Source organism: Curtobacterium sp. PhB172 (assembly GCF_003752545.1).
In the GTDB taxonomy this organism is placed as follows: Bacteria; Actinomycetota; Actinomycetes; order Actinomycetales; family Microbacteriaceae; genus Curtobacterium.
In genome coordinates this window covers 1-20,431 of the sequence record NZ_RKIF01000009.1, presented here as the reverse complement: position 1 = coordinate 20,431, position 20,431 = coordinate 1, and the positions used below count along the sequence as shown (strand labels likewise).

The following is a 20,431-nucleotide window of genomic DNA, read 5'->3' as shown; positions in this document are numbered from 1 at the left end:
TGGCGGCCGCGAAGTTCCGGATCAGTAGATCGCCCAGAAGGCCTGGTTGCCCCACAGTGCTTTCGGGCGGCTCGCGCCGGCGATCTTGCCCTTCGCGATCCGTCCCGACGACTTGGTCACGCCGGAGGACTTGACCGAGGTGCTGTGGGTGTACCGACGGTTGTCGTAGGCGGAGACGACCTGGTGGCCGATCACGCCGTACGACCACGTGCCGCCGCCGACGACGGTCGTGGCGTCGGTACGGAGGTCGTCGGCGGACGCGCTGCCGCCACTGGCGGTTGCGTCATCCGGAGCAGCGTGTGCGACACCGGCGCCGAGGACACCGCACAGCGTTGCAGCCGCGATGACGGCCGAGAGCTTTCTGAAGCGCTTCATGGAAGGGCCTTTCTGCTGGGGGAACGGGAGGGCCGCGTCGACCCCGCACCGAGCCAAGCAGAGCGACGCCAGAATCTGAAGTTCCGGATATCTCGAATACGACATGCTCGCGTCCTTCCCGCACCATCCCCCGATCGGAGGATGCAGCATCACCGCCCCCACCGATCCCCCGCGGCGCCCCACCGGCCAGGCTGGACCCATGCCCGAGTCCCCCGCCATCGAGGTCCAGCACCTCAGCAAGCAGTACGCCACCGGCAAGGTCGCCGTCGACGACGTGAGCTTCACCATCCAGCCCGGCGAGACCTTCGCCCTCCTCGGCCCGAACGGCGCCGGCAAGTCCACGACGGTCGAGATCCTCGAGGGGTACCGGTCCCGCTCGGCCGGCGAGGTCCGCGTCCTCGGTCACGACCCCGCACGGACGAGCCGCAGCCACAACGCACGCATCGGCATCGTCCTGCAGACCAGCGCCGAGTCCCCGAACGTCACGGTCGCCGAGCAGCTGAACCACTTCGCGACGCTGTACCCGAAGCACCGCAGCGCCGAGGAACTCCTCAGCGCGACGGGACTCGAGACCCAGCGCAACACCCGCATCGCCCGGCTCTCCGGAGGCCAGCGCCGCCGCGTCGACGTCGCCCTCGGCATCATCGGCCGCCCCGAGGTGCTGTTCCTCGACGAACCGACCACGGGCTTCGATCCCGAGGCCCGCCGGCAGTTCTGGGACCTCCTGCGCCAGGTGCAGTCCGAGGGCACGACGATCCTGCTCACCACGCACTACCTCGACGAAGCCGCACAGCTCGCCGACCGGGCAGCGGTGATCGCCGACGGGAAGCTGCTCGACATCGCCCCGATCGACGAGATCGGCGGCACCGAAGCCCGCACACCACGAGTCCGCTGGCGCGACGACGCCGGCGACCTGCACGACGAGCGCACGAGCGACCCGACAGCCCTCGTCCGCAGCGGCACGACGGCCATGCACGACCTCGAAGTCATCCGCCCGTCCCTCGAGGACGTCTACCTCGGAATGGTGGGCCAGAAGTGACCACTGCGACCAGCCGCATCTCGTACGAGATCCGCTCCTACTTCCGCGCCCCCGACGCGGTCTTCTTCACGTTCCTCTTCCCCATCATCATGCTGGCGCTGTTCTCGGTGGCCTTCGCGGACGCCGACCCGATCCGCGCCGTCGCCAGCAACGGCCGACCGATCAGCGTCGACTACGCCACCTACTACCTGCCGGGCTTGGTCGCGACGGGCATCCTGCTCTCCGGCACCCAGTCCCTCGGCGTCGACATCGCGACCGAACGCAGCGACGGCACGCTGAAGCGCCTCGGCGGCACACCGCTGCCGGTCCTGAGCTACTTCGTCGGCAAGATCGGCATGGTCCTCGTCACGACCATCGCGCAGACGGCACTGCTGCTCGGGATCGCGAGCCTGGTGTTCGGTGTCGACCTGCCGACCGACGCGAGCAACTGGGGCGTCTTCGCGGGCGTGATGGTCCTCGGCATCGCCACCAGCTGCGTCCTCGGCATCGCGATCTCGGCGCTCCCCCGCGAGGGCCGCCGCGCCACCGCCACGATCGTCCCCATCGTCCTGGTGCTGCAGTTCATCTCCGGCGTCTACCTGCCCTTCACCCAGCTGCCCGACTGGCTGCAGAACGTCGCCTCCGTCTTTCCCCTGCGCTGGATGGCGTCCGGCATGCGGTCCGTCTTCCTGCCCGACGCGTTCGCGTCCGCCGAGCCGGGAGGCGCGTGGCACCTCGCCCTCGGAACGCTCGTGTTGGTCGCGTGGCTGGTCGGGGGCACGGTGGCCTGCGCCCTCACCTTCCGCTGGAACCGCAAGGACTCCTGATGGCGCCGGGCAGGTGGGATGCTGTCGTCATGAGCGGTGAGACGTGGGTGCGCAACCGGTGGTTGCACGTCTTCTTCGCGGGCACGATGCTCCTCACCGCCGTGATCACCGCGCTCGGCTGGTCCCCGTGGTCGACCCGCTGGCCGGCCTACCTGGCGGTGGTGGTCCTCGTCGTGGCGTACATCGCGTACGGGCACCGTGGCTACGACGGCCCCCGAGCCGCCGCCACGTTCCTGCCGCTCGTCATCGCCGCCGCCCTCGTGCTGCCGGCAGTCGTGCCGAGCACCGCGTTCGTGCAGTGCATCGTGTTCCCGCTCGTGTGGGTGCAGACGGAGCGCGTCCGTACCGCGGTCCTGCTGTCCATCGCCGTCGGGCTCGCGAGCGGCATCGGTTTGCAACTGTCGAGCGGCCCGGACGCCCTGGTCAGCACCCTGCTCATCGAGGGCATCAGCGTGATCGGTGCCTGCGCGATGGGCGTGTGGATCTCGAGCGTCGCCGGTCTGTCCGAGGAGCGCCGCCAGCTCGTCGAGGAGCTCCGCGCCACCCAGCAGTCCCTCGCCGACGCGAACCGCACCGCAGGCATCGCGAGCGAACGGGAGCGCCTGGCCCGCGAGATCCACGACACCGTCGCGCAGAACCTCGCCGGCATCGTCATGCTCACCGAACGGGCTCGCGGCGACCTGGCGAACCACCGCTCCGATGCGCTGGAAGAACGACTCACCGTCCTCGAGGAGTCCGCCCGCGCCGCCCTCGAGGAATCCCGCACCCTCGTCGCAGCCGGAGCCGCAGGCATGACCCGCGACAGCCTCGCCGGTGCCCTCCACCGCCTCGCCGAACGGCACACCCGCGAGACCGGCGCGGTCGTCACGGTCGACGCGGCCGACTGCGCGCTCGACCGTGATGCGCAGGTGGTCCTGCTGCGGGTCGCGCAAGAGGCCCTCTCGAACGTCCGCGCGCACGCCGGCTCCGACTCGGCACAGGTCCATCTGGTTTCCGAGGACGGGCAGACCGTGCTGCGGATCACCGACGACGGCGCCGGGTTCGACCCCGAGCAGCCCACGGGCGGGCACGGGCTGCGCGGGCTGCGGGAGCGCCTCGCCCTCGCTGGCGGCACCTGCACGATCACGAGCGCCCTGGGCCGGGGCACCGTCGTCGAGGCGATCCTGCCCACCGGAGCCGCACCGGGCCTCCCGTCCGCCGTTCGCCACCCCGTGACGGAGGTGACCCGGTGATCCGCGTCGTGGTCGCTGACGACCACCCGATCGTCCGCTCGGGCATCGTCGCACTGTTGCAGGACGCCGACGACATCGACGTGGTGGGCCAGGCCAGCGACGGTCGTGCAGCGGTGTCGGTGGTGCTAGCCGAGCGCCCCGACGTCGTACTGATGGACCTCCGGATGCCCGAGCTCGACGGCGATGCGGCGACGGCGGAGATCCTCGCGGCCGAGCCAGGCGTCCGCGTCCTGATCCTGACGACGTACGAGTCCGACGACCAGATCCTCGCGGCCATCGAGGCCGGGGCCACCGGGTACCTGCTCAAGGCGGCCCCGGAGTCCGAGATCCTCGCCGGGGTGCGGGCGACCGCGCGGGGCGAGACCGCACTCGCTCCCTCGGCTGCCGCTGCGCTGGTCCGACGAGCAACGGGTTCGTCGGCCGTGGCTGCCGGCCCGTCGCTGACCCCGCGCGAACTCGAGGTCCTGCACCTCGTCGCCCAGGGCAACTCGAACCCGGCGATCGGCCGCGCGCTGTTCCTCAGCGAGACGACGGTGAAGACGCACCTCGGGCACGTGTTCGAGAAGCTCGGCGTCAACGACCGCACCCGTGCCGTGACCCGCGCGATGGAGCTCCGCCTGCTCCCCTGATCCCCGGCGCACTTCGTGAGCAGAAATGGTCGGGTGCACCAGAGCCACCCGACCATTTCTGCTCACCATGTGACGCGCGCCCTGCCATCGCGACGCGCGCCCCGCTCAGTGCTCCGCGTCCGCCCCCTCCGGTCGGACGCGGAGCACCCGCGCTGTGGGGGTGGACCCGCCGTTCGTGACCTCGAGCGAGCCTGAAGCGGCGTCCCACGCCACGGACCACGACCCGAGTGCCGTCGGGAACAGCGGCTCGACGACCACCGCCTGCCCGGCGAACGCCGGCAGCGGCAACGGCACCGACGCCGATGCACCGGGCAGCGACCACACGGACAGGTACAGGTCGCCCGAGGCAGCGTGCAGGCCGAGTGCGACCCACGGGTCCTCCCAGGCGGGCAGTCCGAGGGGCCAGACCGGGGCGGACGCCTCGACGACGTCCAGGACCTGCCGGTGCGCAGCGATGGCGTCGCCCACCACCGCCCGCTGCGACGACGACATCTCGTTGAGGTACCCGGACAGGTACATCCGCCCGAGCACCCCGTTCACGAGCGAGAGCGTGAACAGCTCCGGGTCCATCGTCGGTGCCGGGTAGGCCCAGTTCCCGGCCTGCTCGGGCAGCATCGCGGCGGGGGCAGCAGCCGCGATCGATGCCGACAGCACCGGGTCCTGCTGGTCCGAGGTCGACTGCATGTGCAGCCGGGACAGCATCGCGGAGTCGGCGCGCATCGCTCCCGAGGCGCAGTTCTCGATGAGCAGTGCCGGGTACCGATCCTGCACCGCGTCGATCCAGTCGAGCAGCGCACGCTGGTGGTCGAGCATGCCGGAGAACGGCCCCGTCATGGTGTTGTTGTCCATCTTGAAGAACGTCACGCCGAGCGACCCGACCAGTCGATCGACGACCGCGTCGAGGTGCGCCCGCGCGGCCGGCGACCGGAGGTCGAGCAGGTGCCGTCCGTGCTCGGCGACCCGCACTCCCTGGTGGTGGACGAAGGCGTCGTCCGGCAGGGTCGCGGCCAGCGGCGAGTGGATGCCGATGACCTCGGGCTCGAGCCACAGCCCGGCCTGCATCCCCCGCGACCGGATGTGGTCGATGACGAACCCGAGCCCGGTCGGGAACCGCGAAGCCGCTTCCTCCCACGCCCCGACGGTGTCCCACCAGTGCCCCTCGGCGTACCAGCCGGCGTCGATGCAGAACAGGTCCGCTCCGGCGTCGGCAGCGGCGTCGATCAACGGGAGCAGCTTCTCGGTGGTCGGGTCCCCCATGAGCGTGTTCATGTAGTCGTTGAACACGAGCGGCAGGGCTCGATCGGCCTCGCGCACGTGCCGGAACGCCCGACGCTGCGCCGTGAGCACCGCGAACGCCCCACCGACCGAGCCGGCGATCCCCACCGACACCGGCACGGACACGAACGGCTGCCCCGGAGCCACGACCGCCGTCCACTGGTGCTCCTGGTCGGTCGGCCCGCTCAGCAGCAGGTACGCGTGCCGTCGGGTCTCCCCGAGCTCGTACAACCACGGCCCGTTGTGCTCGACCTGCCAGACGAGGGCGTAGGGCCCAGCACCAGCGGACGCAGCAGGCGTCAGCACGCCGATCGGGAGCGCCTCGCCGGTCGACCACGACCCTCGGTTCTGCACGACGGCGCGGCTGCGGGGCGGGTGGTGCTGCGCCTCGCGGTCGATGCGCGCCACCCCGATCGACCGCAGTGGATCGGTCCGCCACCGGCTCTCGGCCGCCCAGTCGTTGTCCGCGTGCACGAGGGCCAGGTCGTCGACACCGACCCCGGAGTCGGTCAGGAACGCCCCGGTCGCGAACGACGACACGAAGTCCACGACGTGCTCACCGTCATCGGCGGACACCTCGGTCCACGTCTGGAAGCCCGTGACGTCGGCGCGCGCCCGGAACACCGACTCGACCTGGAGGCCCGTGGCCACGTCCGCCTGCACGATCCGGAACCACGGATCGGTCGCGTCGTCGGACCCACGCCACGACACGGGGCGCAGTCGCGCCCCGATCGTGGAGTCCACGTGCCGGTACCCGCCCGGGAACCGCCCGTGTCCGATCGTCGTCAGCTCCACCAGCGGCTGCGGGTCGTCCGGCCCATCGAGGAGCGCCCCGTCGGCGCGTGCTCCGCCGGCGCGCGCTCCGCCGGCCGCCACGAACGACACGAGGGCGGCGGGCTGGTCGTCGCCGATCCGGAACCGTGCCGAGAACCCGGGCGTGACCCAGTCGGCGAAGGCTCCGCTCACCGTGCGCCGACCGGAGCGGGCTCGCTCGACACCCACGCCCCGACGCCGTGGTCGTAGCAGGTGGTGTTGTCGATCTTCGAGCGGTCGAGCGCGCTGCCCGAGGTCACCTTGCGGTCGATGCGCTCCGGGTCGGGGGCGGCCTCGGCGAGCAGCCGGGTGTAGTCGTGCTGCGGGTCGAGGATGACGGCGTCGGACGGCCCGCGTTCGACGACCCGGCCGCGGTAGAGCACCAGGATCTCGTCGGAGAAGTGCCGTGCGGTCGCCAGGTCGTGCGTGATGTAGAGCACGGCGAGGTGGTCCTCGCGCTGCAGGCGGCCCATCAGGTTGAGCACGCTGAGCCGGATCGACACGTCGAGCATCGACACCGGTTCGTCGGCGATGAGCACCTGGGCTCCGGGGGCGAGTGCGCGGGCGATGGCGACGCGCTGCCGCTGTCCACCGGAGAGCTCGTGCGGGCGGCGGCTCGCGAAGTCCTCGTCGAGGTTGACGCGGCCGAGCAGTTCCCGCACCTTCTCGGCGGTCTCGTCGGCACCTCGGGCTCGGTGGTGCAGCTGCAGCGGCCGGGCGATGTGGTGCTCGATCGAGTGGAACGGGTTGAGCGACGCGAAGGGGTCCTGGAACACCATCTGCACGTGCCGGCGGTACATGCTGCCGACGACGGGGGTGCCGTCCTCGAGCCGCACGTCGATCGAGCCGCGGGTGGTGCTCTCGAGCTTGGCGAGCATCCGGGCGATGGTGGACTTGCCCGAGCCGGACTCTCCCACCAACGCCACGGTCTTCCCGGGCAGCAGCTCGAACGACACGTCGTCGACGGCGTGCAGGGTGGTGCGCTTCAGGCCCTTGCGGGTGTGGAAGTCCTTGCCGAGGTGGCTGACGGTCACGCTGGTCATCGGATCTCCTCGTGGACGGCGGCTGCGTGGTCGTCGACGCCGGAGCGGATGAACGCGCCGCGCTCCCCCGACAGGCTCGGGAACGACTGCAGCAGCTTCTGCGTGTACGGGTGCTTCGGGTCGTGCTGGATGACCGAGGCCCGGTCGCACTCGACGACCTCGCCGCGCAGCATGATCGCGATGCGGTCGCTGATCTCGAGCAGCAGCGGCAGGTCGTGCGTGATGAACACGACGGCGAACCCGAGCTCGTCGCGCAGTCGGACGATCTCGCGCAGGATCTCGCGCTGCACCACGACGTCGAGGGCGGTGGTGGGCTCGTCCATGATCATGATCTGCGGTTCGAGCAGCATCGCCATCGCGATCATCACGCGCTGCCGCATGCCGCCCGACAGCTCGTGCGGGTACGCGGTGATGCGGGACGGGTCGACGCCGACGCGGCTCAGGGCGTCCTCGGCGATCGCGCGGCGCTCCTTGCGGCCCAGGTCGCGCCGGTGTTCCTTCAGGGCGTCGTCGAGCTGCGCCCGGATGGTGGTGACCGGGTTGAGGGCGTTCATCGCGCCCTGGAACACCATCGACAGCTTCGACCAGCGCACGGCCCGCAGCTGTTCGTGCGGCAGGCCGAGCAGGTCGATGTCGGTGCCGTCGCGGTCGTGGAACGTGATGCTGCCCGAGGCGACCTTCGCCGGCGGTCGGTGCAGCCGGGTGATGGCGTAGGCCAGGGTCGTCTTGCCGCAGCCGGACTCCCCCGCGAGCCCGAGGATCTCGCCGGGGGCCAGGGTGAGCGACACGTCCTTGACGGCGTGCACGGGGTGTTCGGTCTCGTAGACGACGTCGAGGTGGTCGATCGTCAGCACGGCTTCGGCACTCATCGGACGAACTCCTTCGTGGTGCGTGCGGAACGCGAGGCGCGGGCGGCCCGCTTGGCGCGACGTTCGCGCCGCCGCTGGGCACGTACGTTCGCCAGTCGTGGGTTGATGACCTCGTCGATCGAGAAGTTCACCAGGGACAGCCCCATGCCGAGCAGGGCGATGAGCAGGCCGGGCGGCACGAACCACCACCAGGCGCCGTTCGCCAGCGCGAAGCCGTTCTGGGCGTAGAAGAGCATGGTGCCGAGTGTCGACGAGTTCGACGCCCCGAGGCCGAGGAACGACAGCCCCGCTTCCCCGAGGATCGCGGCGATCACCGCGAACACGAACTGCGACGCCAGGACGGGCAGCAGGTTCGGCAGGATCTCGACGGCGATGACGCGCCAGGGTCGTTCGCCGGCGACACGGGCGGCGGAGACGTAGTCGCGGTTCCGGATCGACATGGTCTGCGCACGGAGCACCCGCGCGGAGCCCGCCCACGAGGTGATCGCGAGGACGACGGCGATGGTCCAGAGCCCGCGGGCCTCGCGCGGGACCAGGCCGGAGATGACGATCACGAGCGGCAGGCCGGGGATCACGAGGAACACGTTCGAGAACAGCGAGAACGCCTCGTCCATGATCCCGCCCAGGTAGGCGCCGAGGATCCCGAAGAACGCGGACAGCACCGTGGCGAGGACGCCGACGATCAGGCCGATCTGCAGGCTGCCGCGGGTGGCGTAGGCGAGCTGGGCAAGGACGTCCTGCCCGGTCTGGGTCGTCCCGAGCAGGTTCTCGCCGCTCGGTCCCTGCAGTCCGGAGTCGCGGATGGTGGTCGGGTCGCCGACGAGCAGCGGTCCGACGACGCCGAACAGCGTGACGCCGGCGACGAGGGCGATGCCCGTGATGAGCCACGGGGTCAGGGTCGGCAGGAATCGGCGGATGCCGCCCTTCGGTCGTGACGCTCGGGCCGTGGCGATGCTCCGCGTCGACCCGGCGTCGGCTTCCTCGGCGAGTGCGCCGATGGTGGGTTCGGTGTCCTGCTGGATGTTGGTCATGGCGTGTCCTCCCTAGCTCCGCGCCCGCGTCCGCGGGTCGATGAGCCCGTACAGCAGGTCGACGACGAGGTTCGCGCCGAGGACCGCCAGGGTGATGAACAGGAAGATCCCCTGCATGAGCGCGTAGTCGTTGTTGGTCACGGCGGACAGCAGCTTCGACCCGATGCCCGGGTACGAGAACACCTGCTCGGTGACGACGGAACCGGACACGATGAACCCGAGGGAGATCGCGAAGCCGGCGACCGAGGGCAGCACGGCGTTCCGGGCGGCGTAGTTCCGCAGGATCTTGCCGTCGGACAGCCCCTTGGCCTGGGCGGTGGTGATGTAGTCCTCGGACAGCGTCGACACCATCATGTTGCGCATGCCGAGCAGCCAGCCGCCCAGCGATGCGAGCACGATCGTCACGGCAGGCAGCACCCCGTACTGGATCGCCGAGGCGATGAAGTCCCAGTTGAACCCGGGGGTCAGGATGACGTCGTAGCCGCCCTGCGCCGGGAACAGGTGGATGCCGGTGGCGAAGAAGTACACCAGGATCAGCGCGAGCCAGAAGTACGGCACCGCGGCGAGCAGGGTGGTGGCCGGCACGAACGAGTCGAGCCAGGTGCCCGGACGCCAGCCGACGAAGGCGCCGAGGCCGACGCCGATGACGGCGGCCAGGATGGTGGCGATGCCGACCAGGGCGATGGTCCACGGCAGCGAGCTCGCGATGACCTCGGTGACGGGGGCCGGGAAGTAGCTGACGGACACCCCGAGGTCACCGCGGAACACGTTGACCAGGTAGTGGCCGTACTGGGAGATCAGCGGCTCCGATGAATCGCCACCGAGGAGCAGCTCGTACGCCTGCCGTGTCGCCGGGGTCACCTGCCCGCCGCGCTGCTGGAGCTTGGCGAGCAGGATGTCCACCGGGTTCCCGGGCAGCAGCCGCGGGATGATGAAGTTCAGCGTCAGTGCCGCCCACAGCGCGACGATGTAGAAGCCGATCTTGCGCAGGAAGTAGGTCATCGTCGAGTGCTCCTCGGTCGCGATCCCATCGTGGTCAGCCCTTCGCCGGCTTCAGTGCCTTGAAGATCTCGGCGTTGTCCGGGCTCGCCCAGACGGCCGGGAAGGCGTAGAGGTCGTCCTTCGTGGGCCAGCCGGTGAACTTCGCCGCGTGGAACTCACTCGTCGTGCCGCCGGTCATCACGGGGATGTACGGCAGGTCCTCGACGATGTGCTGCTGGATCGTGTCGAGCTCCGGCTGCGTCGCGGCGGTGTCCTCGGGGTTGATCGTGGCCAGCTTCGCGATGGCCTTGTCCACGTCGGGGTTGCTGTAGCGCGAGATGTTCATCGGGGCTGCAGCACCGACCTTCGCGGTGTTCGCCGTCGTGAAGTAGTTGTTGTACAGGTAGTACGGGTTCGCCGTCGGGCCCTGGCCGAGCGAGTCGATCGCGAGCTCGAAGTTGCCCTTGGTCTTCTTGTCGGTCCACTCGTTCCACGACGACTGCTGCGCCTTGAGCTCGATGCCCGCGGCCTTGAGCTGCTGCGTCATCGTGTCGATCGCGGTGATGTAGTCGGTCCAACCGGTGACGACCTCGACGGTCAGGGACAGCTTCTTGCCGTCCTTGGCGTAGATGCCGTCCGAGCCCTTCTTCCACCCGGCGCCCTCGAGCGACGACGCGGCGGCGGCCTTGTCGGCGGTCTCCGGCATCACGGCCGGCTCGATGTCCTTCGAGATGGTGTCCTTCTGCGTCGTGGTGAGCGCGAAGGTCGGCGAGATCTCGCTCGCGGTGTTCTCGAACGCCAGCGAGTTGAGCTGCTTGCGGTTGATCGCGTCGGCGATGGCGTGGCGCACGGCCGGGTCGGTCTGCGGGCCGGTGCAGCCGAGGTCGGTGTTCGCGCAGGTGAGCAGCGCCATCTGGTTCTGGCCGACGGTGATGCCGTCGTAGCCGTTGTAGTTGCCGGCGATGTCGTCCATGTTCGGCACCGGGCCGGTCTGCCAGTCGATCGAGCCCTGCTTGAGCGCGTCGGCGCCGGCGGTGTTGCCGGAGAGCGACAGGTAGCGGATGGTCTTCACGGCCGGGGCGCCGTCCCAGTACTTCTTGTTCGCCTCGAGGGTGAAGGCCTGCGCCTTGAAGGTTCCGAGCGTGTACGGGCCGGTGCCGACGGGCTCGCGCACGACGTCGGTGGTCGGGTCGATGTCCTTCCACAGGTGCTCGGGCACGATCCAGGTCTTGCCGAGCAGGTTCGGGCCGAGCACGAACGACGGCTTGTCGAACGTCACGACGACCTTGTCATCGCCGTCGGCCTTCGCGGTGCCGTCGTAGCCGATCGAGTTCAGGGCCTTCTGCTTCTTGAGCATGTCCAGCGTGAACACGACGTCCTTCGAGGTGAAGGGCTCGCCGTCGCTCCAGGTCGCCCCGTCGCGCAGCGTGATGGTGAGCTGCGTGCCGTCGGTGTTCCACTCGTACGACTTGCCGAGCAGCGGCTTCGGGTCGTTCGTGTTGACGTTGGTGATGAAGAACAGCGACTCGTAGATCGTGCCGACGCCGCCGATGTTGGACGGCGACCACGGGTTGAAGTTGATCTGGTAGTCGCCGGACTGTCCGGTGTAGGCGACCAGGGTCGAGGCGGCGTCGTCCTTCGTGCTGGCGTTGCCGCTCGCGCTGCAGCCGCTCAGCGCGAGGCCGGCGGCGAGGAGGACGGCGGCGCCGATGGCGAGCCGTGAACGGGTTGGGTTGAACATCGTTGTCCTCTCGGTCTGCGTCGTCGCAGGATCCACGTTGTGAGCGTGATTGTTACACGCGTAAACTAAGGCGGTCAAGGGGTCGGGTCACGGCCCCGTCACGATTGAGGAGACGCAATGGAGCGGACCACCCTGGACGGCACGTGGACGGTCGAGGCGGTGCACGGCCCGGCGCAGGCCGATGCGCACCGGGAGCCGGTCGCCGCGATCGTCCCCGGCTGCGTGCACACCGACCTGCTGCGGGCGGGCCGGATCCCCGACCCGTTCGACGGCGACAACGAGGCCGCGACCCAGTGGATCGGCGACACGGTGTGGCGGTACCGCCGCACCTTCGGCTGGCCGGGCGAGACCGGCACGGGCCCGACCACGCACGCCCGCCACGACCTCGTCGCCGACGGACTCGACACCCTCGCGACGATCGAGCTGAACGGCATCGTCGTCGCCACCACCGCCAACCAGCACCGCGCGTACCGGTTCCCCGTCGGGCACCTGCTGCGCCCCGGCACGAACGAGCTCGTGATCACCTTCGACGCCCCGGTGCCCGCGGCCGAGCGGCTGTCCGCCCTGCACGGCGGCGAACTCCCCCACGTCAACCACCATCCGTACAACGCGCTCCGCAAGAACGCGTCGAACTTCGGCTGGGACTGGGGCATCGACGTCGCCACGAGCGGCATCTGGAAGTCGATCGGCATCGAGTCGTGGAGCGGCGCCCGCATCGCGGCCGTCCGCCCCCTGGTCGACGTCGACGGCGCCACCGGCGTGCTCACCGCGCACGTCGACGTCGAGTCCGCAGGTTCCACCGGGGCCTTCTCCCAGCACATCGGGTCGGCTCCGGTCGCAGGGGTGTCCGGTCGGGCCGGCCTGGAGGCGCGGGTCATCCTGACCCCGCACGTCACCCCCGGCGGGGTCGACGGCCACGGCGCCGCCCTGGTCGAGCAGAGCACGTTCGCCCCCGGCGCGAGCGGCACCGAGGCGGCGGCGACGCCCGTCGGGTCCGGCACCGTGCCTCCCGGCCGCCCGTCCACGCCGGGCGCGACGTCCGTCACCAGCGTGCGCGCCGTCGTCGACGGCTCCGCCGTCGTGCGGCTCGAGGTCCCCGACGTTGCCGTCTGGTGGCCGCGCGGCGAGGGCGAGCAGCCGTTGTACGACGTCCGGGTCGAGGTCGGCGACGACGTCTGGACCGGCCGCGTCGGGTTCCGCACCGTGACGCTCGACACCGCCGCCGACGCCGGCGGAGCCCCGTTCCTGCTCCGGGTGAACGACCGGCCCGTGATCGTGCGGGGCGCGAACTGGATCCCCGACCACGCGTACCTGACCGAGATGACGCCCGAGCGCTACGCCGACCGGATCGACGACGCGATCGAGGCGAACGTCAACCTGCTCCGCATCTGGGGCGGCGGGATCTACGAGTCCGACGACCTGTACGACCGCTGCGACGAGCTCGGGGTGCTCGTCTGGCAGGACTTCCTGTTCGCCTGCGCCGCCTACGCCGAGGAGCCGTGGCTCGCCGACGAGGTCGAGCCCGAGGTCCGCGAAGCCGTCACCCGGCTCAGCCCGCACCCATCGCTCGTGGTGTGGAACGGCAACAACGAGAACCTCGTCGCGTACGCCGAGTGGGGCTGGCGGCCGTCGCTCGTCGGTCGGACCTGGGGCAACGGCTACTACCGCTCGCTGCTGCCGTCGATCGTCGCCGAGCTCGACCCGACCCGCCCGTACACGCCGGGCAGCCCGTTCTCGTTCGACGAGTACCTGTCGCCGAACGACGAGCGGAACGGCAGCGTGCACATCTGGGACGTCTGGAACCGGCTCGACTACCGCGCCTACGCCGACTGGAACCCGCGGTTCGTCGCGGAGTTCGGGTTCCAGGGGCCGCCCGCGTGGTCGACCCTCACCGCGGTGGTGCACGACGAGCCGCTCGACCCCGACGGCCACGAGATGCTCGTGCACCAGAAGGCCGACCAGGGCAACCGGAAGCTCGCCGACGGCATGCGCGGGCACCTGCCGACGCCGGCGAGCATCGAGGACTGGCACTGGGCGTCGCAGCTCAACCAGGCGCACGCGATCCGCTTCGGCATGCAGTGGTTCCGGTCCCGCACGCCCGACAACACCGGGATGATCGTCTGGCAGCTCAACGACGACTGGCCCGTGGTGTCCTGGGCGCTCGTCGACCACGCCGGCATCCGGAAGCCCGTCTGGTACGCGGTGCGGCAGGCCTACCAACCGGTGTTGCTCACCGTGCAGCCGTCTGGCGGCAGTGGGCTCGACGTCGTGCTCGTGAACGCGTCCGGGGCGCCGGTCGCCGACGAGGTCACGGTCTCCCGCGTCGCGTTCGACGGCACGGTGCTCGACTCGTCGTCGTTCTCGCTCGCCGCCGCACCCGCCGACGCCGACCGGGTCACGCTGCCGGCCTCGCTCGCCGTGCCCGGGGACGCCGGGTCCGAGGTGCTCGTCGCCACCGGAGCCGGAACCCGCACGGTGTTCGACTTCGCCGAGGTCGTGGACCAGGTGCTCGCCCGCGCACCGCTGTCCACGTCGGTCACGGGGACGGACGACGGGGCGGTCGTCACGGTGACGGCGACGTCCTACGCGCGGGATGTCTCGCTGTTCCCGGACCGCGTGCACCCGGCCGCTCGGGTCGACGACGGGCTGGCGTCCCTGCTGGCCGGCGAGTCGGTGACCTTCACGGTGACGGGTGCGCCGGGCATCGACCCCGAGGCACTCGTCGGCCCGCTCGTCCTCCGCCACGCGGGCTCGCTCCTCCCCTGACGAGCCCCGCGCCCGGGCGAGGCCGGGTTCCGCCAGCGGCGTGACGGTTCTGGTTCACGATCCTGCGAGATCGCGAACCAGAACCGTCAGCACACCAGTACGGCCGCGCCGTCCCGCCGAGCGGGCGAAACACCCGCGTGCGCACGCCACGAACCGGGATGTTCCGCCCGCTCGCCGGCCGCGCCTGCCCGACCACGGCCGACGGCCGTCGGCGGCCGGCAGGCCGACGGCGGCAGGCAGGGTCGCGTCAGTCGATGTCGTGCAGCTCGAACACGATCGCGGTCGCGGGGGCCAGCAACGGCAGCCGCGCCCCGACGTCCTCGAGTACCGCACCCGACAGCTCCAGGTGCCCGCGCACGAGCCACGCCGGCGGCACCATGTCGAGCCCGTGCGGCACCCGCAGCCCCGTGACGGGGGCGAGCCGGTAGCGCCGCGCCCGGTCGAGCCCCCGCATCCGCAAGGGCACCGGCAGCGACTGCGGCCCGGTCTCGGTCCGTGCGACCCGCACCAGCGCCCGCGACCGGTCGACGGCCACGACCGAGGTCGCCACCAGCCCGGGGTCGCCGAGCTCCAGGTGCCGCAGCCGGCCGGTGTGCAGCAGCCCACGCTCCCGCTTGTACAACGCCGTCCACGCCCGCAGCCGGTCGAGCTCCGCAGGCGCCAGTCGGGTGACGTCGGTCTCGATGCCGGCGGACCCGAACAGCGACACCGCCATCCGGAAGTCCAGGTCGAGGTGCCGGCCGGTGGTGTGCGAGACCTCGGGGCCGACGTGCGAGCCGATCAGCTCGAGCGGCAGCAGTGCTTCGGTCCAGCGCTGGATCGGCAGGCGTTCGAACGCGTCGTTCGAGTCCGACGGCCACACCCGGTCGGTGCGCTCCAGCACGCCGAGGTCGACCCGGGCGCCGCCGCTCGCGCACGCCTCGATCTCGAGCCACGGGTGCCGGGCGCGCAGGGCGTCCATCAGCGTCCAGACCCCGCGGGTGTGCGCGTCGATGCCGGCACGTCCGGCGTGGACCGCGTGCACGATGTCGCGGTTCTGGTCCCACTTCACGAAGTCGACGTGGTGCGCCCCGATCACGGCGGACATCGCCTCGAGCACGTACGCCCGCGCAAGCGGGTTCGCCATGTCGAGCACGTACTGGTTCCGCCAGGTGCGGACGTCGTCTTCGGGCCGCTGCAGCAGCCACTCGGGGTGCGCCGCCGCGAGCTCGGACACCGGGCTCACCATCTCGGGCTCGAACCACAGCCCGAACTCCATGCCGAGTCCGCGGACCCGGTCGACGAGCGGTCCGAGGCCGTCCGGCCACACCGTCGGGTCGACGCGCCAGTCCCCCAGCGACGTCGAGTCCGAGCGGCGCCCGACGAACCAGCCGTCGTCGAGCACGAACCGCTCGACGCCGATGTCCGCGGCGGTCTCGGCCAAGGCCACCAGGGGCGCGAGGCCCTGCCGGTAGTAGACGGCCTCCCACGTGTTGAGCACCACCGGCCGGGGGCGCTTCGGGTGGCCGGGACGGCTGCGGAGCGAGTCGTGCAGCCGGTCGGACAGGCCGTCGAGCCCGGCGTCGCTCCAGACGAAGACGGCGTCGGGCGCGGCGAAGGACTCCCCCTGCCCGAGGACGACCTCGCCGGCGCGCAGGAGTTCCCCGGCACCGAGCAGCGGTCGCGCCTCGGCGAGCAGGTCGTACCGGTGCACCGAGTCGGCGCTCCAGGCCAGGTGCACGCCCCAGACCTCACCGGAAGCGTCCGAGAACCCCGGCGTCCCGAGCACGAGCAGCGTCGGGGCGTCGTGGCCGGTGCGGCCGCGGCGGCTCTCCCGCGCGTGGCTCCCGGCGGTCAGGGTCCGGCGCTGCGGGGTGCGCTCCCGGGTCCAGCGTCCGGCCAGGTCGAGCACCTCACCGACCCGTTCGCCCACGGGCAGCGTCGCCTCGAGTGCCTGCAGGTGCACGGGCACGGCGGCCCCGTTCGTCACGGTGTGCCCGACGCGCAGCACCCCCGCGGCGTCGAGCCGGAAGGCACTCCGCAGCAGCAGTTCGTCGGACACCGCGGTCACGACCAGCAAGCCGGGCTCCTCGGTCACCTCGACGTCGCGCCACCGCGGCACGAGCGGCAGCCCGTCGACGTGCCCGGCGATCGCGGGTCGTCCCTCCCACCCGTCGCGTTCGGTCGGCAGCACGGTCAGCGGCCAGGCCGCGTCGAGGGCGCTCGGTCCGAGCGGCCGTCCGAGCGCGAGCAGCAGTTCGGCGCCGTCGCCGTCCGTGACGGGTCCGACGTCGCGGCCCCAGTGCAGCACCTCGGGCAGTCCGTCGTCGGCGGTCGCCAGCACGAGCGACACCCCGCCGCCGCGCAGGACCTGCACCTGCCGTCCGTCGACCGCCCGCGCCGGCGCCGGGTCGCGGTCCACGACGGTCACGACGCACGCTCCTCGCGCAGGACGCGGACGCGACCGGCGGGCACGACGGTCTCCGGCCCATGGCCGGAGCCGTCGAGCAGGTCCGTACCGGACGCGACGACCGTCACGTCGTCCGCGCGGTGGTTGACGAGGAACAGGAAGACGGAACCGTCGTCGTGGACGCGGCGCACCGCCTCCAGGCCGGGAGGCGCGGTGACCGTCCGCGGGAGCGCGCGCTCCTCGATGACCCGGTCCACGAGCCGCTGGGTGCTCTGGGCAGGCAGCATCGCGGACACGTACCAGGCGCCGCCGCCGACGGCGCGGCGGGTGACCGCTGCGCGGTCCGCGAGCGGTCCGTCCGTGTACCGGAGCACGACGTCGGCGTCGTCGACCACGACGACCTCGGCCCAGTCGGTGACGGTGCCGCCGTCGTCGAGCGTGCGGGTCTCGTCGCGCTGCAGCGGGGTGAACTCCTCGCTCCAGGCGCCGAGCACCTGCCGGAACGCGCCCGGGTAGCCGCCGGCGCGGATGCGGGCGGTCTCGTCGGCGACGCCGGACAGGTAGGTGACGATGAGGGTCGCGCCGCGGTCGACCACCGCGGCGATCCGTGCGGCGGTGGCGTCGTCGACGACGAGCATCGTGGGGACCACCACCACGTCGTAGCCGTCGAGGTCGGCGTCCGAGGGCACGACGTCGGTGAGCACCTGCCGGTCGTGGAACGCCGCGTACCAGGCACGGAGCTCCCGCGAGTACCGCAGTGCCCGGTGCGGCTTCAGACCGGACTGCAGCGCCCAGCCGGACGGCTCGTCGACGACGATCGCGACCCGGGCCGGTTCGACGCGGCTGCCCTGCACGGGGGCGAGGTCGCGGAGTGCCCGGCCGAGCGCGACGACCTCGCGCCAGATCCGGGTGCGGGTGCCGGCGTGCGGGACCATCGCGGAGTGGAACTGCTCGGCCCCCGCGGTGGAGGCCCGCCACTGGAAGAACAGTGCGCCGTCGGACCCGCGGGCGACGTGCACGAGCGAGTTGCGCAGGATCTCGCCCGGTTCCTTCGCCCGGTTGCGCTGCTGCCAGCTCGGGCCGCCCGTCGAGTGCTCCATGAGCAACCACGGGGTGCGGCCGGCGGTGATGCCGCGCATCCGGTCCGCAGCGAGGGCGAGGTCCTGCTCGCGGTGCGGGTCGTCGACGAGCGTGTAGTGGTCGTTCGCCGGGATCGCGACGTGCTTCGCCCACTCGGCGTAGTCGACGACCTGCGAGCCCGCACCGACCATGAAGTTCGTCGTGACGGGGACGTCCGAGTGCTGCTCGATGACGGCCTTCTCGGCGTCGAAGTGCCGGAGCAGGGCGTCGGACGAGTACCGCTCGAAGTCCAGGAAGAGGCCGGGGTTCGGTGCGCCGCCGACGCCACGAGGGGGTGAGACCTCGTCGAAGGACGTGTAGGCGTGCCCCCAGAAGGCCGTTCCCCACGCGGCGTTCGCGGTGTCGACGTCCCCGTACCGGTCGGCCAGCCAGCGTCGGAAGTCCGCTGCCGACTCCTCGCAGTAGCAGCGGCCGTTCCCGCCACCGAGCTCGTTGCTCACGTGCCACAGCCGGACCGCCGGGTGGTGACCGTAGCGTTCGGCCAGGGCACCGACGATCCGCAGTGCGTGCTCGCGGAAGACCGTCGACGCCGCACACCACCCGAGGCGTCCACCCGGGCGCTCCCGTCGCTCCGTGGCGTCCACCGGCAGCACCTCGGGGTGGGCGGTCAGCAGCCAGTTCGGCGGGGCGGCGGTCGGCGTCGCGAGGTCCACGGCGATGCCGTTGTCGTGCAGCAGGGCGATGACGTCGTCGAGCCAGTCGAAGGTGTACTCCCCCGGCGACCGTTCGAGCAGCGCCCACGAGAAGACCCCGATCGTGACCAGGTTCACCCCGGCCTCGCGCATCAGGCGGACGTCCTCGAGCCAGACCTCGCGCGGCCACTGTTCAGGGCTGTAGTCGCCGCCGAACGACAGGCCGTCGGTCGGCCACGGGACGGTGGGGGCAGCGGTCACGGCATCTCCTTCGATGGGTGGACCGCACCAGCCTCCCGTCTCCGGCGGTGTTTGTCAACGTGTGTAACTAACGCGCTGTCAGTGGTGCCGCATCAGGTCTCGAGCAGCTGCCGGATCGCCAGGACCGCCCCCGCTCGCGCCCACTCCGAGAACTCGAACGGCTGCACCTCGACGGTCACCGGCTGCCGGTACGGAGCCAGGGCCGCACGGAGCGACTCGTCCACCGTGGTCCGTGCCAGGTCGTACACCGGCAGCCCGTCGCCGGTCAGGACGATCGCGGCAGGGTCGGCGATGTGCACCGCAGTGGCCAGGACGACACCGAGTGCTCGTCCGGCGTCCTCGAACGCCGCCACGGCCTGCTCGTCGCCGTTCCGCGCGAGCTCGACGACCTGCTCGTACGACGATCCCTCGCGCCCGGCGTTCCGGACGATCACCGGACTCGGCAGATAGCTCGAAGCACACCCCGCGTGCCCGATGCCGCAGTCGGGCCCACCACCCAGGACCGGAAGGTGCCCGATCCGACCGAGTCGCCCGTGCTCGCCGGTGGAGACCTGCCCGTTCACGATGAGCCCGAGGCCGAGCCCCTCACCCACGGTGACCAGGGCCATGGACCCGCGGCCGGCGCCGGCACCGAACCAGTGCTCCTTGACGGTCAGGGCGTGGACGTCGTTCGCCGTGAAGGCTGCGAGCCCCGTCCGCTCCCGGACCATCCGTGCGAACGGGACGTCGGTCCACCCGAGGAACGGCGACGACGCCACGACGGCCTCTCCGCCCCTGGTGAGGACGTCACCGGGCAGGGACACCCCGACGGCGCAGATCGCGGGGTGCACGGCACGGAGGCGCTCGTGCACGGTGCTGATCTGGTCGGCCAGGTCCTCCGGCACGGTCGACGGCACGGACTCCTCGTGCAGGGCGAGCACGCGTCCGCCCAGGTCGGTCACCGCGGCGTACAGGCGCTCCCGGGTCAGCTTGACGCCGAGGAACTCCCACTGCCCCGAACTCGACTGCAGCAGCTCCGACGGCCGGCCCGTGGCCCCACGTACGTCGGTGCCGACCTCGACCACGAGCCGGTGTGCCACGAGGATCCGCATCGCCCGGGTCAAGCTCGCGCGTGACAGCCCGAGCGACCGTGCGATCTCCGCCCGCGAGAGCGTCCCGTGGATGAGGATCTCCCGCAGTGCCAAGCGGGAACCCTCGGGCAGTGCCGGCCAGGCTTCGGTCATCGTTCCTCCGTCGTCGGCTGATCCTACGGCTCAGCCCGGAAACGCAGAAAACCCCTGACCAGTGCTGGTCAGGGGTTCCCTGGTCTTGCATACGTTAAGTCCGGCGGCGTCCTACTCTCCCACAAGGTCCCCCTTGCAGTACCATCGGCGCTGAGAGGCTTAGCTTCCGGGTTCGGAATGTGACCG

15 protein-coding genes and 1 rRNA gene are annotated in these 20,431 nt (G+C 71.3%); 5 read left to right on the top strand and 11 right to left on the bottom strand.

The window, feature by feature from the left end:
* Positions 1–21 precede the first annotated feature (21 nt).
* On the bottom strand, positions 22–375 hold the full coding sequence (locus EDF42_RS19005; RefSeq protein WP_185040929.1) for a lactococcin 972 family bacteriocin: 354 nt from the start codon (positions 373–375) through the stop codon (positions 22–24).
* A 199-nt stretch (positions 376–574) separates the two neighbouring features.
* Here EDF42_RS19005 and EDF42_RS12410 point away from each other — a divergent pair, with 199 nt between their 5' ends.
* Genes EDF42_RS12410 through EDF42_RS12395 form a run of 4 tightly spaced genes read left to right on the top strand, consistent with a single transcriptional unit; the run spans position 575 to position 4,081 of the window.
* Positions 575–1,414: an ABC transporter ATP-binding protein gene (locus EDF42_RS12410; RefSeq protein WP_123672525.1), complete on the top strand. Its 840-nt coding sequence runs from the start codon at positions 575–577 to the stop codon at positions 1,412–1,414.
* Positions 1,411–2,220, top strand: coding sequence for an ABC transporter permease (locus EDF42_RS12405; protein ID WP_123672524.1), 810 nt, complete (start codon positions 1,411–1,413; stop codon positions 2,218–2,220). The genes EDF42_RS12410 and EDF42_RS12405 overlap by 4 nt, the downstream gene beginning before the upstream one ends.
* Before the next feature lie 29 nt (positions 2,221–2,249).
* Positions 2,250–3,452: a sensor histidine kinase gene (locus tag EDF42_RS12400; RefSeq protein WP_148067772.1), complete on the top strand. Its 1,203-nt coding sequence runs from the start codon at positions 2,250–2,252 to the stop codon at positions 3,450–3,452.
* Positions 3,449–4,081 carry a response regulator transcription factor gene (locus tag EDF42_RS12395; RefSeq protein WP_123672522.1) on the top strand — a complete coding sequence of 211 codons (633 nt, stop codon included), beginning with the start codon at positions 3,449–3,451 and terminating at the stop codon, positions 4,079–4,081. The genes EDF42_RS12400 and EDF42_RS12395 overlap by 4 nt, the downstream gene beginning before the upstream one ends.
* Before the next feature lie 105 nt (positions 4,082–4,186).
* Here the strand turns inward: EDF42_RS12395 and EDF42_RS12390 are convergent, their stop codons facing one another.
* From EDF42_RS12390 to EDF42_RS12370, 6 genes are read right to left on the bottom strand one after another with little or no spacing between them, the layout of a single operon-like run.
* Entirely contained in the window at positions 4,187–6,358 is a 2,172-nt protein-coding gene (locus tag EDF42_RS12390) for a glycoside hydrolase family 36 protein (protein WP_123672521.1), read from the bottom strand.
* Complete coding sequence (locus EDF42_RS12385; RefSeq protein WP_123340275.1) at positions 6,319–7,212, bottom strand: ABC transporter ATP-binding protein; 894 nt, start codon at positions 7,210–7,212, stop codon at positions 6,319–6,321. Before EDF42_RS12385 ends, EDF42_RS12390 begins: the two co-directional genes overlap by 40 nt.
* Positions 7,209–8,081 carry an ABC transporter ATP-binding protein gene (locus tag EDF42_RS19000; RefSeq protein WP_181437678.1) on the bottom strand — a complete coding sequence of 291 codons (873 nt, stop codon included), beginning with the start codon at positions 8,079–8,081 and terminating at the stop codon, positions 7,209–7,211. Before EDF42_RS19000 ends, EDF42_RS12385 begins: the two co-directional genes overlap by 4 nt.
* The gene (locus tag EDF42_RS18995) at positions 8,078–9,112 is read right to left on the bottom strand and encodes an ABC transporter permease (RefSeq protein WP_159573964.1); all 1,035 of its coding nucleotides are present in this window, start codon (positions 9,110–9,112) and stop codon (positions 8,078–8,080) included. The genes EDF42_RS19000 and EDF42_RS18995 overlap by 4 nt, the downstream gene beginning before the upstream one ends.
* A gap of 12 nt (positions 9,113–9,124) precedes the next feature.
* Positions 9,125–10,114 carry an ABC transporter permease gene (locus EDF42_RS12375; RefSeq protein ID WP_123672520.1) on the bottom strand — a complete coding sequence of 330 codons (990 nt, stop codon included), beginning with the start codon at positions 10,112–10,114 and terminating at the stop codon, positions 9,125–9,127.
* Between the two features lie 34 nt (positions 10,115–10,148).
* The gene (locus EDF42_RS12370; RefSeq protein WP_123672519.1) at positions 10,149–11,834 is read right to left on the bottom strand and encodes an ABC transporter substrate-binding protein; all 1,686 of its coding nucleotides are present in this window, start codon (positions 11,832–11,834) and stop codon (positions 10,149–10,151) included.
* 117 nt (positions 11,835–11,951) lie between these two features.
* Between EDF42_RS12370 and EDF42_RS12365 the strand changes: the two genes are divergently transcribed.
* Entirely contained in the window at positions 11,952–14,600 is a 2,649-nt protein-coding gene (locus EDF42_RS12365) for a glycoside hydrolase family 2 protein (protein ID WP_123672518.1), read from the top strand.
* Positions 14,601–14,847: 247 nt separating this feature from the next.
* Here the strand turns inward: EDF42_RS12365 and EDF42_RS12360 are convergent, their stop codons facing one another.
* The 4 genes from EDF42_RS12360 to rrf all read right to left on the bottom strand — a co-directional run.
* Entirely contained in the window at positions 14,848–17,010 is a 2,163-nt protein-coding gene (locus EDF42_RS12360; RefSeq protein WP_260235440.1) for an alpha-galactosidase, read from the bottom strand.
* Positions 17,007–19,022 carry a beta-galactosidase gene (locus tag EDF42_RS12355; RefSeq protein WP_123672517.1) on the bottom strand — a complete coding sequence of 672 codons (2,016 nt, stop codon included), beginning with the start codon at positions 19,020–19,022 and terminating at the stop codon, positions 17,007–17,009. The genes EDF42_RS12360 and EDF42_RS12355 overlap by 4 nt, the downstream gene beginning before the upstream one ends.
* Before the next feature lie 92 nt (positions 19,023–19,114).
* Complete coding sequence (locus EDF42_RS12350) at positions 19,115–20,245, bottom strand: ROK family transcriptional regulator (protein ID WP_123672516.1); 1,131 nt, start codon at positions 20,243–20,245, stop codon at positions 19,115–19,117.
* A 98-nt stretch (positions 20,246–20,343) separates the two neighbouring features.
* Positions 20,344–20,431: ribosomal RNA gene (rrf, locus tag EDF42_RS12345) — 5S ribosomal RNA — on the bottom strand; the annotation flags it as partial.